The 14085-nt window shown below is 61.3% G+C and carries 13 protein-coding genes; 6 read left to right on the forward strand and 7 right to left on the reverse strand.

Annotated features, from left to right (window positions below; translation table 11 throughout):
* Nucleotides 1-23: 23 nt before the first annotated feature.
* The 3 genes from mreD to mreB form a co-directional block, all read right to left on the reverse strand.
* Nucleotides 24-515, reverse strand: coding sequence for a rod shape-determining protein MreD (gene mreD / locus ACYP2Q_RS19095; RefSeq protein WP_459731966.1), 492 nt, complete (start codon nucleotides 513-515; stop codon nucleotides 24-26).
* The gene (mreC, locus tag ACYP2Q_RS19100; RefSeq protein ID WP_459732093.1) at nucleotides 515-1630 is read right to left on the reverse strand and encodes a rod shape-determining protein MreC; all 1116 of its coding nucleotides are present in this window, start codon (nucleotides 1628-1630) and stop codon (nucleotides 515-517) included. The genes mreD and mreC overlap by 1 nt, the downstream gene beginning before the upstream one ends.
* Before the next feature lie 142 nt (nucleotides 1631-1772).
* Nucleotides 1773-2810, reverse strand: a complete 1038-nt coding sequence (gene mreB / locus ACYP2Q_RS19105) for a rod shape-determining protein MreB (RefSeq protein WP_002555108.1) — start codon at nucleotides 2808-2810, stop codon at nucleotides 1773-1775.
* Between the two features lie 211 nt (nucleotides 2811-3021).
* Between mreB and gatC the strand changes: the two genes are divergently transcribed.
* From gatC to ACYP2Q_RS19135, 6 genes are all read left to right on the forward strand, one after another.
* Entirely contained in the window at nucleotides 3022-3309 is a 288-nt protein-coding gene (gene gatC, locus ACYP2Q_RS19110; protein ID WP_459731967.1) for an Asp-tRNA(Asn)/Glu-tRNA(Gln) amidotransferase subunit GatC, read from the forward strand.
* 16 nt (nucleotides 3310-3325) lie between these two features.
* The gene (gene gatA / locus ACYP2Q_RS19115) at nucleotides 3326-4777 is read left to right on the forward strand and encodes an Asp-tRNA(Asn)/Glu-tRNA(Gln) amidotransferase subunit GatA (RefSeq protein ID WP_459731968.1); all 1452 of its coding nucleotides are present in this window, start codon (nucleotides 3326-3328) and stop codon (nucleotides 4775-4777) included.
* Nucleotides 4778-4926: 149 nt separating this feature from the next.
* Nucleotides 4927-6372 carry an Asp-tRNA(Asn)/Glu-tRNA(Gln) amidotransferase subunit GatB gene (gene gatB / locus ACYP2Q_RS19120; protein ID WP_459731969.1) on the forward strand — a complete coding sequence of 482 codons (1446 nt, stop codon included), beginning with the start codon at nucleotides 4927-4929 and terminating at the stop codon, nucleotides 6370-6372.
* A gap of 148 nt (nucleotides 6373-6520) precedes the next feature.
* Complete coding sequence (locus ACYP2Q_RS19125) at nucleotides 6521-6892, forward strand: septal ring lytic transglycosylase RlpA family protein (protein ID WP_459731970.1); 372 nt, start codon at nucleotides 6521-6523, stop codon at nucleotides 6890-6892.
* A 50-nt stretch (nucleotides 6893-6942) separates the two neighbouring features.
* On the forward strand, nucleotides 6943-8004 hold the full coding sequence (locus ACYP2Q_RS19130; RefSeq protein ID WP_459731971.1) for a calcium/sodium antiporter: 1062 nt from the start codon (nucleotides 6943-6945) through the stop codon (nucleotides 8002-8004).
* Nucleotides 8001-8381 carry a carboxymuconolactone decarboxylase family protein gene (locus ACYP2Q_RS19135; protein ID WP_459731972.1) on the forward strand — a complete coding sequence of 127 codons (381 nt, stop codon included), beginning with the start codon at nucleotides 8001-8003 and terminating at the stop codon, nucleotides 8379-8381. The genes ACYP2Q_RS19130 and ACYP2Q_RS19135 overlap by 4 nt, the downstream gene beginning before the upstream one ends.
* 22 nt (nucleotides 8382-8403) lie before the next feature.
* Here the strand turns inward: ACYP2Q_RS19135 and ACYP2Q_RS19140 are convergent, their stop codons facing one another.
* The 4 genes from ACYP2Q_RS19140 to ACYP2Q_RS19155 form a co-directional block, all read right to left on the reverse strand.
* Nucleotides 8404-9345 (reverse strand): AEC family transporter, encoded by a 942-nt coding sequence (locus ACYP2Q_RS19140; RefSeq protein WP_459731973.1) that lies wholly within the window; start codon nucleotides 9343-9345, stop codon nucleotides 8404-8406.
* Between the two features lie 187 nt (nucleotides 9346-9532).
* Complete coding sequence (gene garD / locus ACYP2Q_RS19145; protein WP_459731974.1) at nucleotides 9533-11086, reverse strand: galactarate dehydratase; 1554 nt, start codon at nucleotides 11084-11086, stop codon at nucleotides 9533-9535.
* Between the two features lie 11 nt (nucleotides 11087-11097).
* The gene (locus ACYP2Q_RS19150) at nucleotides 11098-12468 is read right to left on the reverse strand and encodes an MFS transporter (protein ID WP_459731975.1); all 1371 of its coding nucleotides are present in this window, start codon (nucleotides 12466-12468) and stop codon (nucleotides 11098-11100) included.
* Nucleotides 12469-12639: 171 nt separating this feature from the next.
* Nucleotides 12640-14085 carry an aldehyde dehydrogenase family protein gene (locus tag ACYP2Q_RS19155; RefSeq protein WP_459731977.1) on the reverse strand — a complete coding sequence of 482 codons (1446 nt, stop codon included), beginning with the start codon at nucleotides 14083-14085 and terminating at the stop codon, nucleotides 12640-12642.

Here is a 14085-nt window from a genome sequence, read left to right on the forward strand (position 1 = left end):
CCCTGTCTGAATGCCGAAGCGAATTAATTGATTTTGTAGCGTCGACGCAATCCGCGCAAACCGAAGCTGATCCAGGGCCAGAGCAACGCGCTGACCAGGGCCGGCAATACCAGCGCAAGGGTCGGTTGACGGTTGCCGGTCAGGGCGCTGAGCCATAGCTGTACCAGCTGGGCAAGGCCGAAGATCACCAGGATCACCAGGCTCTGTTGCCACATCGGGAACATTCGCAGGCGTTGTTGCAGCGCCAGTACCAGGTAGGTGATGAGCGTCAGGATCAACGCATTCTGGCCCAGCAGCGTGCCGTACAGCACGTCCTCCGCCAGACCCAGGCACCAGGCGGTGACCATCCCGACTTTCTGCGGCAGCGTCAACGCCCAGAACGCGAGCAGCAGGGCCAGCCACAGGGGACGCAGGATTTCCATGAATTGTGGCAGCGGCGATACGCTGAGCAACATGCCGATGGCGAATGTCAGCCAGACGATCCAGCCGTTTCTAGAAGCGGTAACACCGACCATTATTCTCTTCCCCTGGTGGTAGCCGGCGCGGCGACAGGCGGCTTGGCCGCGGGCTTGGCGGCGGGTTGCGTCGCCGGTGGCTTGGCGGGTGCAGTCGCGGTTGGCTTGGCGGCAGGCTTGGCCGGGGTCGTGGCCGCCGGCGGGGTGGCTGGAGCAGCCGGAGCAACGGGAGCGGCAACCGCCGCCGGGACAACCGCCTGCCTCGGCACGGTCGCCGGAATGATCGGCCCACCACCCTGCGCATCCAGGCTTTCCTGGGCCTGTGCAGCATCGTTGGCGCGCTCTTCGGCGGTGCGGGTGTCGCTGAACACCAGCAGCAGGTAACGGCTGCGGTTCAAGGCGGCGGTCGGGACAGCGCGAACGATGGCGAACGGCTGGCCGGAATCGTGAATCACTTCCTTCACCGTCGCCACCGGGTAACCAGCCGGGAACCGCTGGCCGAGGCCGGAACTGACCAGCAGGTCGCCTTCCTTGATATCGGCGGTATCGGCCACATGACGCAGTTCCAGGCGCTCCGGGTTACCGGTGCCGCTGGCAATGGCGCGCAGGCCGTTGCGGTTGACCTGCACCGGAATGCTGTGGGTGGAATCGGTCAACAGCAGGACCCTGGAGGTGTAGGGCATCAACTCGACCACCTGGCCCATCAGGCCACGGGCATCGAGTACCGGCTGACCGAGTACCACGCCGTCGCGCTCACCCTTGTTGATGATGATGCGATGGGTGAACGGGTTGGGGTCCATCCCGATCAACTCGGCCACTTCGACCTTTTCGTTGACCAGCGCCGAAGAATTGAGCAACTCGCGCAGCCGAACGTTCTGCTCAGTGAGGGAGGCAAGCTTTTGCATGCGCCCCTGCAACAGCAGGTTCTCGCTCTTGAGTTTTTCGTTTTCGGCGACGAGTTCGGTACGGCTGCCAAACTGGCTGGCCACACCCTGCCATAACCGCTGCGGCAGGTCGGTGATCCAGTAAGACTGCATCAGCACCAGCGACATCTGGCTACGCACTGGCTTGAGCAGTGTGAAGCGGGCATCGACCACCATCAGCGCGACCGACAGCACGACCAGCACCAACAAGCGCACGCCCAGTGAGGGACCCTTGGTGAAAAGCGGTTTAATAAGCCGCTCCTCCCAGGCAAATGTTCTCTTTATTCATACGGCATCAAACCGGCCTGGATGCAGACGACAGAAGATAAACGCGAACAGGCAGCACTGCAAAGTGCCGCCTGCGCGCTCAACAGCATAGAGGTGATCCGGCGATTTATTCGCTGGAGAGCAGGTCCATGGTGTGTTTATCCATCATTTCCAATGCACGGCCACCACCGCGAGCAACGCAGGTCAACGGGTCTTCGGCGACGATCACCGGCAGGCCGGTTTCCTGGGCCAGCAACTTGTCGAGGTCACGCAACAAGGCGCCACCACCGGTCAGCACCAGGCCACGCTCGGCGATGTCGGAAGCCAGTTCCGGCGGCGATTGCTCCAGGGCGCTTTTCACGGCCTGGACAATGGTCGCCAGCGACTCTTGCAGCGCTTCGAGCACTTCGTTGGAGTTCAGGGTGAATGCGCGAGGAACGCCTTCGGCCAGGTTGCGGCCACGAACGTCAACTTCGCGAACTTCGCCGCCCGGGTAAGCGGTACCGATTTCCTGCTTGATGCGCTCGGCAGTCGATTCACCGATCAGGCTGCCGTAGTTGCGGCGCACGTAAGTGATGATCGCTTCGTCAAAGCGGTCGCCGCCAACCCGTACGGATTCGGCATAAACCACACCGTTCAGGGAGATCAGCGCGATTTCGGTGGTACCACCACCGATATCCACGACCATCGAACCGCGGGCTTCTTCAACCGGCAGGCCGGCACCGATCGCGGCAGCCATCGGCTCTTCGATCAGGAATACTTCACGGGCACCGGCACCGAGCGCCGATTCACGGATGGCGCGACGCTCAACCTGGGTGGACTTGCACGGAACGCAGATCAGCACGCGAGGGCTGGGCTGCAGGAAGCTGTTTTCATGAACCTTGTTGATAAAGTACTGCAGCATCTTTTCGCAGACGCTGAAGTCGGCGATCACGCCGTCTTTCATCGGACGAATGGCAGCAATGTTGCCCGGCGTACGGCCCAACATGCGCTTCGCTTCGGTGCCGACAGCAACGACACTTTTCTGGTTACCGTGCGTCCGAATGGCCACAACCGATGGCTCATTCAGGACGATACCGCGCTCGCGCACGTAAATAAGGGTGTTGGCAGTGCCCAGGTCAATGGAAAGATCGCTGGAAAACATGCCACGCAGTTTCTTGAACATGGGAAAGGGACCCTAGGCAACGCGTGGGTAAAAAAGTGCGGCAAACTCTAACAACGACAGGGATTTTGGGCAAGGCGCCAATATGTTAAATTGACCGCTTTTCTGTGCACCAAACCCCACAATCGCGGCCATATGACCGTAGAAGTGCGGTAGTGTTCCGACAATCTAACACACGGACGCCGTCCGTTTTGTTTTCCACTGGAGAATCCCAATGGCGCTTGAACGCTCCGACGTGGAAAAAATCGCTCATCTGGCCTGTCTGGGCCTCAATGAAGCCGATCTTCCACACATCACTTCGGCCCTCAACAGCATTCTCGGGCTGGTCGACGAAATGCAGGCGGTCGATACCGACGGTATCGAACCGCTGGCCCACCCACTGGAAGCCAGCCAGCGCCTGCGTGCGGACGTCGTGACCGAGACCAATCACCGCGAGGCCTACCAGTCCATCGCACCAGCGGTCGAAAACGGCCTGTACCTGGTTCCGAAAGTCATCGACTAAAGGGAAAGAGCCTGCAATGCATCAATTGACTCTAGCCGAGATCGCCCGCGGACTCGCCGATAAAAAGTTTTCCTCCGAAGAGCTGACCAAGGCCCTGCTGGCGCGTATCGCCCAGCTCGACCCGCAGCTCAACAGCTTCATCAGCCTCACCGAAGACCTGGCGCTGACGCAGGCGAAAGCCGCTGACGCACGCCGGGCCAACGGTGAGAGCGGTGTCCTGCTCGGCGCGCCGATCGCCCACAAGGACCTGTTCTGCACCCAGGGCATCCGCACCAGCTGCGGCTCGAAGATGCTCGACAACTTCAAGGCGCCGTATGACGCCACCGTCGTTGCCAAGCTGGCCGCTGCCGGGGCCGTGACCCTGGGCAAGACCAACATGGACGAATTCGCCATGGGTTCGGCCAACGAGTCGAGCTACTACGGCGCGGTGAAAAACCCGTGGAACCTGGAACACGTGCCGGGCGGTTCGTCCGGTGGTTCGGCCGCGGCGGTGGCCGCGCGTCTGTTGCCAGCCGCTACCGGTACCGACACCGGTGGCTCCATTCGTCAGCCCGCTGCATTGACCAACCTGACAGGCCTGAAACCGACGTACGGTCGTGTTTCGCGCTGGGGCATGATCGCTTACGCCTCCAGCCTCGATCAGGGTGGTCCGTTGGCGCGCACGGCCGAAGACTGCGCAATTTTGTTGCAAGGTATGGCCGGCTTCGATCCGAACGACTCCACCAGCATCGATGAGCCCGTGCCGGACTACCGCGCCAGCCTCAACGGTTCGCTGCAGGGCCTGCGCATCGGCGTGCCTAAAGAGTATTTCAGCGCCGGTCTCGACCCGCGTATCGCCGAGCTGATCCACAACAGCGTCAAGGAGCTGGAAAAGCTCGGCGCCGTGGTCAAGGAAATCAGCCTGCCGAACATGCAGCACGCGATCCCTGCGTACTACGTGATCGCCCCGGCTGAAGCCTCGTCCAACCTGTCGCGTTTCGACGGCGTGCGTTTCGGCTACCGCTGCGAAAACCCGGTCAACCTGATCGACCTGTACAAGCGCTCCCGCGGTGAAGGTTTCGGCCCGGAAGTGCAGCGCCGGATCATGGTCGGTGCCTACGCGCTGTCGGCCGGTTACTACGACGCCTACTACCTGAAGGCGCAGAAGATCCGCCGCCTGATCAAGAACGACTTCATGGCCGCCTTCAACGAGGTCGACATCATCCTCGGCCCAACCACGCCGAACCCGGCCTGGAAGCTCGGCGCCAAGAACAGTGACCCGGTCGCTGCCTACCTGGAAGACGTCTACACCATCACCGCCAACCTCGCCGGCCTGCCAGGCCTGTCGATGCCGGCCGGTTTTGTCGATGGCCTGCCGGTTGGCGTGCAACTGCTCGCTCCGTATTTCCAGGAAGGTCGCCTGTTGAACGTTGCCCACCAGTATCAGTTACACACTGACTGGCACACCCGCACCCCGCAGGGGTTTTAAAACTGCTGCGCTCGGTAATGCTGCGTTGAAAACTGGCTCGTAATGCTCATTGACTAAAGTCAACTCCGCTTACTCGCCAGTTTTCGCCTTGCCTTACCTTCGCTCGCGACGTTTTAAAATCCCCAGCAAAGGCTTCTGAGGAGACACACATGCAATGGGAAGTCGTGATCGGGCTGGAGATTCATACCCAGCTCACCACCCGGTCGAAAATCTTTTCCGGTAGTTCCACCACCTTCGGTTCCGAGCCGAACACCCAGGCCAGCCTGATCGACCTGGGCATGCCCGGCGTGCTGCCGGTGCTGAACCAGGAAGCGGTGCGCATGGCGGTGATGTTCGGTCTGGCGATTGACGCCGAGATCGGCCAGCACAACGTGTTCGCCCGTAAAAACTATTTCTACCCGGACCTGCCCAAGGGCTACCAGATCAGCCAGATGGAACTGCCGATCGTCGGCAAGGGCCACCTGGACATCGCCCTGGAAGACGGCACGGTCAAACGCGTCGGCATCACCCGCGCGCACCTGGAAGAAGACGCCGGCAAAAGCCTGCACGAAGAATTCAGCGGCGCCAGCGGCATCGACCTGAACCGTGCCGGCACTCCGCTGCTGGAAATCGTTTCCGAGCCGGACATGCGCAGCGCCAAGGAAGCCGTGGCTTACGTCAAGGCGATCCACGCGTTGGTGCGTTACCTGGGCATCTGCGACGGCAACATGGCCGAAGGCTCGCTGCGTTGCGACTGCAACGTGTCGATCCGTCCAAAAGGCCAGGTCGAGTTCGGTACGCGCTGCGAGATCAAGAACGTCAACTCGTTCCGCTTCATCGAGAAGGCGATCAACAGCGAAATCCAGCGCCAGATCGAGCTGATCGAAGACGGCGGCAAGGTGATCCAGCAGACTCGCCTGTACGATCCGAACAAGGACGAAACCCGTCCGATGCGCAGCAAAGAGGAAGCCAACGACTACCGTTACTTCCCCGATCCGGACCTGCTGCCCGTCGTGATCGAAAACACCTTCCTCGATGACGTGCGCGCCACCCTGCCGGAATTGCCGCCGCAGAAACGCGAGCGCTTCCAGGAGCAGTTCGGTTTGTCGGTCTACGACGCCAGCGTCCTGGCCACCAGCCGCGAACAAGCCGACTACTTCGAGAAAGTCGCGAGTATCGGCGGCGACGCCAAGCTGGCGGCTAACTGGGTAATGGTCGAGTTGGGCAGCCTGCTCAACAAGCAAGGCCTGGACATAGAACAGTCGCCGGTTTCCGCCGAGCTTCTGGGCGGCATGCTGCAGCGCATCAAGGACAACACCATTTCCGGCAAGATCGCCAAGGTGGTGTTCGAAGCGATGGCCAACGGCGAAGGCAGCGCGGACGAAATCATCGACAAGCGCGGCTTGAAGCAAGTGACCGACACCGGCGCGATCTCGGCGGTGCTGGACGAAATGCTTGCGGCCAACGCCGAGCAGGTCGAGCAATACCGCGCGGCAGACGAAGCCAAGCGCGGCAAGATGTTCGGCTTCTTCGTCGGCCAGGCCATGAAAGCTTCCAAAGGCAAGGCTAACCCGCAACAGGTGAACGAATTGCTGAAAAGCAAACTCGAAGGCTGATGCAAATGGAGCCAGCCTTCAAATCTGGCTCCACTCCTTGTGGGAGCCAGCCTGCTGGCGATAGCGGTCTGACATTCAACTTATCCGTGTCTGACACTCCGCAATCGCCAGCAGGCTGGCTCCCACATTTGTTTTTGGGAAACCTTCAATGAAGCGTCTGCTCAGCCTTTACGCCCTGCTCTCTTTACTGGCCGGTTGCGCCAGCAACGATGTTGTCGACCCCCACGGCTACGACAAAACCGGCGTTGCCTCCTACTACGGCGCCAAACACCAAGGCAAACGCACCGCCAGTGGCGAGCGTTTCAACAAGAATTCCCTGACCGCCGCCCATCGCCAGCTACCCTTCGGTACACGGGTGAAGGTCACCAACCTGAACAACGACCGATCCTGCGTGGTGCGCATCAACGACCGTGGCCCGCACACCCGTGGCCGCCTGATCGACCTGTCCCATGAAGCCGCCGAACGCCTGGGCATGCTCAAGAGCGGCACCGCGCGGGTTCGCGTGCAAGCCCTCGACTGACCGACGGAGCCCCGACCATTTTCGGACTAGCCGATTTACCCCTGATCAGCGTGATCGAATTGCTCAGCGGGCTGCTGCTGCTGATCGTCGGCGCCGAACTGATGGTGCGCGCGGCCGTGCGCCTGGCGGCGCGCCTGCATGTGCGCCCGCTGATCATCGGCCTGACCATCGTCGCCCTCGGCAGCAGCGCACCGCAGATGGCGGTCAGCCTGCAAGCCACTCTGGCGCACAACGCCGACATTGCCGTCGGCAGCGTGATCGGCAGCAGCATCTTCAACATCCTCGTGACCCTCGGACTCTCCGCCCTGATCATTCCGCTGCGGGTTTCCCGACAACTGGTGCGCCTGGACATCCCGCTGATGATCGGCGCCAGCCTGCTGGTGTTCTTCCTGGCGTGGAATGAAGAGCTGACCCGTGCCGACGGCGTCATGCTGCTGGTGGCATTGCTGCTTTACCTGGCCTTGTTGCTGCGCCAGTCACGGCATTCGGCACGTCCGGTATCCCGCCATGACCACAGCGGGGAAGCGCCATGGCTGCGCAGTCTGCTGATGATTCTCACCGGTCTGGCGATGCTGGTGTACGCCGGGCATCTGTTGCTGGGTGCGGCGGTCGCGGTCGCCACCGACCTGGGGCTGTCGGAGCGGATCATCGGCCTGACCATCGTCGCGGCCGGCACCTCCCTCCCGGAGCTGGCCACTTCGCTGATCGCCGCTTTGCGTGGCGAACGGGAAATTGCCGTGGGCAACGTGATCGGCAGCAATCTGTTCAACCTGCTGGGCGTATTGGGTTTGACCGCGCTGATCGCGCCGTCGCCCCTGTCAGTATCGCCTAACGCACTGGATTTCGACCTGCCGGTGATGCTGGGCGTCGCGGCGTTGTGCCTGCCGGTGTTTTATTCCGGTTACCGGGTGACCCGCGCCGAAGGCCTGCTGTTTCTCGGTTTGTACCTGGCTTACGGCCTGCACGTGGTGTCGTTCACCACCGGCATGCCGCTGGCCGGCAAGCTTGAACACCTGATGCTGTTTTTCGTCCTGCCGGCGCTGTTGGCGTTCTTGTTGTTCACGTCATTGCGCGCTTGGCGTCGCCAACACCACAAGAGGGAACTGCCATGACCGAAAATAAAAAACCCGGCGTTGAAGTACGTCGCCAAGTAATGGGCGACTCCTTCGTCGACCGCGCCCTGGGCAACGCCACCGAGTTCACCCAGCCGCTGCAGGATTTCGTCAATGAACACGCCTGGGGCGGCGTGTGGAATCGCGAAGGCCTGCCGCTGAAAACCCGCAGCCTGATCACCCTGGCCGCGTTGACCGCACTGAAGTGCCCGCAGGAATTGAAAGGTCACGTGCGCGGCGCGTTGAACAACGGCTGCACCGTGGAAGAGATTCGCGAGGCACTGCTGCATTGCGCGGTGTATGCCGGCGTACCGGCGGCGATCGATGCGTTTCGGGCGGCGCAGGAAGTGATTGATAGCTATCAGAAGCCGGAATAATTTCGTCGCATTTGAAAAGACCTTAGATCCACCCACCCCACTGCAACAAAAAGATCCCGATGTTGGTGGTCACCGCCGCCATCAACGTGGTGATCACAATGATCGCCGCCGCCAGTTCATGATTGCCCTCCGCCGCCCGGGCCATGACGAAACTGGCGGCGGCGGTCGGGCTGCCGAAGTACAAAAACAGAATCCCCAGTTCCGCACCACGAAAGCCCCACAACCACGCGCCGAGCGTCGCCAGGATTGGCAGGCCAAGCATTTTCACCAGGCTTGAACTGAGCGCCATCGAGCCACTTTTGCGCATGGCCGCCAGCGACAGCGTGCCGCCAATGCAGATCAACGCCAAGGGCAAGGTGGTTTGCGCCAGGTACTGGCCGGATGTCTCCAGCCATCCCGGCAGGCTGATCTTGAAATAAGCAAAGGGCGCCGCCGCAATCACGCTGATGATCAGCGGATTGACCATTACGCTTTTGCAGATGCTCCAGGGATCGGACTTGATCACCGGGCTGTAGACCGCCAGCACGATGGTCGACAGCGTGTTGTAGAACAGGATCACCAGCGCCGCCAGGATCGCCCCCAGGGAAATCCCGTAGTCGCCGTACATGCTCGCGGCCAGCGCCAGGCCAATCACGCCGTTGTTACCGCGAAACGCACCCTGGGTGTAAATACCGCGGTCTTCGCGCGGGCACCTGAAGATCGCCCATCCCCAGGCGATCGCAAAGCACACCAGGGTCGCGAGGGAGAAGTAGATCAACAGTGCCGGTTGCAACGCGGCATGCAGGTCGGCATGCAGGATGCCCAGGAACAGCAGCGCCGGCATGGTGACGTTGAATACCAGGGACGAGGCGGTGTGGATGAAGTTGTCGTTGATCCAGTCGATGCGCTTGAGCAAGACCCCGAGAAACAGCATGGCGAACACCGGTGCGGTGATGTTCAGGGTTTCGAGGAAAATTGCCAGCATGCCGGGGGGAACCTTGGGTGAGCGTCGTCAGGTGGCTAATGATAAGCCACCAGGGACGTTGGCGTCTGGTAGACCGCTATCGCCAGCAGGCTGGCTCCCACAGGGGATCTTCTTTGTTGCACAAAATGTGCAAGCACCGAAGATCATTGTGGGAGCCAGCCTGCTGGCGATGAACGATAACGCGGTATCAGGTAATCGGCGCCGGGTTGAACAAGGTGATGTCGTTATGCAGCTTGTGCTTTTCAGCCCACGTCTGCTGCTTGCCGCTGGCCACATCCAGGTAGTAGTGGAACAACTCCCAGCCAAGCTCCTCGATGGAAGCGCGTCCGGTAGCGATTCGCCCGGCGTCGATGTCGATCAGGTCCGGCCAGCGCTGCGCCAGTTCGGTCCGGGTCGAGACCTTCACCACCGGCGCCATGGCCAGCCCGTAAGGCGTGCCGCGCCCCGTGGTGAACACATGCAGGTTCATCCCCGCCGCCAGTTGCAACGTCCCGCAGACAAAGTCACTGGCCGGCGTCGCGCAAAAGATCAGGCCTTTTTCCTTGACCCGCTCGCCTGGGCCGAGCACGCCCGTGATCGCACTGCTGCCGGACTTGACGATCGAGCCCAGGGACTTCTCGACAATGTTCGACAAACCACCCTTCTTGTTGCCCGGTGTGGTGTTGGCGCTGCGATCCGCTTCGCCCTTGGCCAGGTAACGGTCGTACCAGTCCATTTCCCGCACCAGTTCCTGCGCGACTGCCTCGGTTTTCGCGCGGGAAGTCAGCAGGTAGATCGCGTCGCGCACTTCGGTCACTTCGGAGAACATCACCGTCGCCCCGGCACGCAGCAACAGGTCCGAGGCATAGCCCAGGGCCGGGTTGGCGGTGATCCCGGAAAATGCATCACTGCCACCACATTGCATGCCGAGGATCAGCTCCGACGCCGGTACGGTTTCCCGGCGGCGCTGGTCGAGTTTCTTCAGGCGGGTTTCGGCCAATGCCATGATCTGCTCGATCATCTCGGTAAAACCGTGGCTGGAATCCTGCAGGCGATACAGCCACGGCTCGCTCAAGTCCACAGAGGCATCGTCCTCGTGCATCACCTGCCCGGCCTGCAGTTTCTCGCAGCCCAGGCTGATCACCAGTGCTTCGCCGCCCAGGTTCGGGTTGCGCGCCAGGTTACGCACGGTGCGGATCGGGATGTACGCGTCCGTGGCGGTGATTGCCACTCCACAGCCGTAACTGTGGGTCAGCGCCACCACGTCATCGACGTGCGGGTACTTGGGCAGCAGCTCGTCCTTGATGCGCTTGACCGCATGATCCAGCACACCCGTCACGCACTGCACCGTGGTGGTGATGCCCAGGATGTTGCGCGTGCCGACGGTACCATCGGCGTTGCGATACCCCTCGAACGTAAAACCTTCCAGCGGTGCCTGCGCGGCCGGCACTTCGGTGGACAGCGGCAGGCTGTCCAGCGGCGGCGCGGTCGGCATGCGCAGTTGATCTTCCTTGACCCAACTGCCACGGGGAATCGGCTGCAGGGCGTAGCCGATGACCTGTCCGTAACGAATGACCTGGCCACCTTCGGGAATGTCTTCCAGGGTGACCTTGTGGCTCTGTGGCACGAAGTCCACGGTGACCAGGCCATCGGGAAACTCGGTACCGGCCGGTACACCCTGGTCATTGACCACGATCACCACGTTGTCCCGCTCGTGCAGGCGGATGTAACGCGGCGAGTCGGAATGTTCAATCAACTGCATGACGCCGCTCCTCAGGAATGCGCTTGAGACAATTTACCGGATGCTTGGGGACCGTTTACCGGCGGTTCCTTGAGCACCACTCGTTTGATCGGACCGACGATGACCAGATAGCTGAACACCGCGACCAGTGCGTTGCAACCGACAAACACCAGCGCCCATTTGAACGAACCGGTCGAGCTGATGATGTAGCCGATGACGATCGGCGTGGTGATCGAGGCCAGGTTACCGAAGGTGTTGAACAGGCCACCGCTCAAACCGGCGATCTGCTTCGGTGAAGTATCGGACACTACCGCCCAGCCCAATGCACCCACGCCTTTGCCGAAGAACGCCAGGGCCATGAAGCCCACGACCATCCATTCGACGTCCACGTAGTTGCAGGCCACGATGCTGCTGGAAACCAGCAGGCCGGCGATGATCGGCGCCTTGCGGGCAAAGGTCAGGGAATGGCCCTTGCGCAGCAGGTAGTCGGAAATCACCCCGCCCAGTACACCGCCGATGAAGCCGCAGATCGCCGGCAACGAGGCGATGAAACCGGCCTTGAGGATGGTCATGCCGCGCTCCTGCACCAGGTACACCGGGAACCAGGTCAGGAAGAAGTAGGTGATGCCGTTGATGCAGTACTGACCGAGGTATACGCCGAGCATCATGCGATTGGTCAGCAGTTGGCGGATGTAGTCCCACTTCGGACCGTCGACTTTCTTTCCTTTGCCCTTGTCCTGGTCCATGTCGACCATGCCACCATTGTCGGCAATGTGCTTGAACTCGGCGTCGTTGATCATCGGGTGTTGGCGCGGGCTGTGGATAACCTTGAGCCAGATGCCCGAGAAGATGATGCCGATCACGCCCATGACGATGAACACGTGCTGCCAGCCGAAGCTGTAGACGATCCAGCCCATCAGCGGTGCGAACAACACAGTGGCAAAGTATTGCGCCGAGTTGAAAATCGCCGAAGCGGTGCCACGTTCAGCCGTCGGGAACCAGGCTGCGACGATGCGTGCGTTACCGGGGAAGGAAGGCGCCTCGGCCAGGCCCACCAGGAAGCGCAGCATGAACAGCGCAACCACCGCCGTGGACATGCCGAACTCGCCGACATAACCCTGCAACACGGTGAACAGGGACCAGGTGAAGATGCTCAGTGCATAGATTTTTTTCGAACCGAAACGGTCCAGCAGCCAGCCGCCGGGAATTTGCCCGGCCACGTAGGCCCAACCGAATGCGGAGAAGATATAGCCGAGGGTGACTGCGTCAATGCCAAGGTCTTTTTGCAGGCTGGAGCCGGCGATGGCGATGGTGGCGCGGTCGGCGTAATTGATCGTGGTCACCAGAAACAGCATGAGCAGGATCAAATAGCGGACGTGAGTCGGCTTCTTGGTCGATTGCATGTAGATGTACTCCCACTGATTATTTTTATGCGGGGTGAATCTTTGGTTGCTCCCTGTAGGAGCGAGCATGCTCGCGATGGTGGTCAACGATGACGCGGGGCATCAGGTTTACCGCCGCGTCCTCTGGACCTTCGCGAGCAAGCTCGCTCCTACAGGGGGTATTGCGGTGTATCAGGAGCCGATGTAGGCAGTCTTCACGACCGTGTAGAACTCTTGCGCATAGCGACCTTGCTCACGTGATCCATAGGATGAACCTTTACGCCCACCGAACGGAACGTGGTAATCCACGCCGGCGGTCGGCAGGTTGACCATCACCATCCCGGCCTGGGAGTGACGCTTGAAATGATTGGCGTACTTCAACGAAGTGGTGGCGATGCCCGCCGACAGACCGAATTCGGTGTCGTTGGCCATGGCCAGCGCGGCGTCGTAATCGGCCACGCGAACGATGTTGGCCACCGGGCCGAAGATTTCTTCGCGACTGATGCGCATCGACGCTTCGCTGTCGGCAAACAGGGTTGGCGCGAGGAAGTAACCCTCGGTGTCGCAGGTCACCAGGCCGCCGCCGCTGACCAGGCGTGCACCTTCGGACTGGCCAATGTCGATGTACTTCATGTCCTGTTCAAGCTGGGCTTGCGAGACCACTGGGCCGATGTCGGTGCCGGCTTTCAACGCGTGGCCGACCTTGATCGACTTCATGCGCTCGGCCATGGCTTCGACGAACTGGTCGTGAATCCCGGCGGTGACGATGAAGCGGCTCGAGGCCGTGCAACGCTGGCCGGTGGAGTAGAACGCGCTCTGCACCGACAGCTCGACCGCTTGCTTGAGGTCGGCGTCGTCGAGAATGATCTGCGGGTTCTTGCCACCCATTTCCAATTGGACCTTGGCCTGGCGCGACACACAGCTGACGGCGATCTGCCGACCAACGCCCACGGAACCTGTGAAGCTGATGCCATCGACTTTCGGGCTATGCACCAGCGCATCGCCAACCACACGACCGCTGCCCATTACCAGGTTGAACACACCGGCCGGGAAGCCGGCGCGGGAAATGATTTCCGCCAGGGCCCAGGCACAACCCGGTACCAGGTCCGCAGGCTTGAGCACCACGCAGTTGCCGTAGGCCAGGGCCGGGGCGATTTTCCATGCCGGGATGGCAATCGGGAAGTTCCACGGGGTGATCAGACCGACCACGCCCAAGGCTTCGCGAGTGACTTCCACGTTGACGCCCGGACGCACCGACGGCAAATAGTCGCCGGACAGGCGCAGGCATTCACCGGCGAAGAACTTGAAGATGTTACCGGCGCGGGTCACTTCGCCGATGGCTTCGGGCAGGGTCTTGCCCTCTTCCCGGGCCAGCAGGGTGCCGAGTTCTTCGCGACGGGCGAGGATTTCAGTGCCGACTTTATCCAGGGAGTCGTGACGCGCCTGGATACCGGACGTGGACCACGCCGGGAACGCGGCACGGGCGGCGTCGATGGCGGCGTTGACCTGGGCCAGGTCAGCCTTGGCGTAATCGCCGATGGCATCGGTCAGTTCGGACGGGTTGATGTTGGTCGAGTAATCGCCACCGGCAACCCATTCGCCATTGATGTAGTTATCGAAACGCTTTGCATCTGCCAC

The organism is Pseudomonas sp. MHK4 (genome assembly GCF_054600775.1).

Bases quoted from the DNA above. Each gene is read 5' to 3' on its own strand.
- mreB (WP_002555108.1), bottom strand. From the start codon at position 2,810: ATGTTCAAGAAACTGCGTGGCATGTTTTCCAGCGATCTTTCCATTGAC.
- ACYP2Q_RS19125 (WP_459731970.1), top strand. From the start codon at position 6,521: ATGAAGCGTCTGCTCAGCCTTTACGCCCTGCTCTCTTTACTGGCCGGT.
- ACYP2Q_RS19150 (WP_459731975.1), bottom strand. From the start codon at position 12,468: ATGCAATCGACCAAGAAGCCGACTCACGTCCGCTATTTGATCCTGCTC.
- garD (WP_459731974.1), bottom strand. From the start codon at position 11,086: ATGCAGTTGATTGAACATTCCGACTCGCCGCGTTACATCCGCCTGCAC.
- gatA (WP_459731968.1), top strand. From the start codon at position 3,326: ATGCATCAATTGACTCTAGCCGAGATCGCCCGCGGACTCGCCGATAAA.
- gatB (WP_459731969.1), top strand. From the start codon at position 4,927: ATGCAATGGGAAGTCGTGATCGGGCTGGAGATTCATACCCAGCTCACC.
- ACYP2Q_RS19135 (WP_459731972.1), top strand. From the start codon at position 8,001: ATGACCGAAAATAAAAAACCCGGCGTTGAAGTACGTCGCCAAGTAATG.
- ACYP2Q_RS19140 (WP_459731973.1), bottom strand. From the start codon at position 9,345: ATGCTGGCAATTTTCCTCGAAACCCTGAACATCACCGCACCGGTGTTC.
- gatC (WP_459731967.1), top strand. From the start codon at position 3,022: ATGGCGCTTGAACGCTCCGACGTGGAAAAAATCGCTCATCTGGCCTGT.
- mreD (WP_459731966.1), bottom strand. From the start codon at position 515: ATGGTCGGTGTTACCGCTTCTAGAAACGGCTGGATCGTCTGGCTGACA.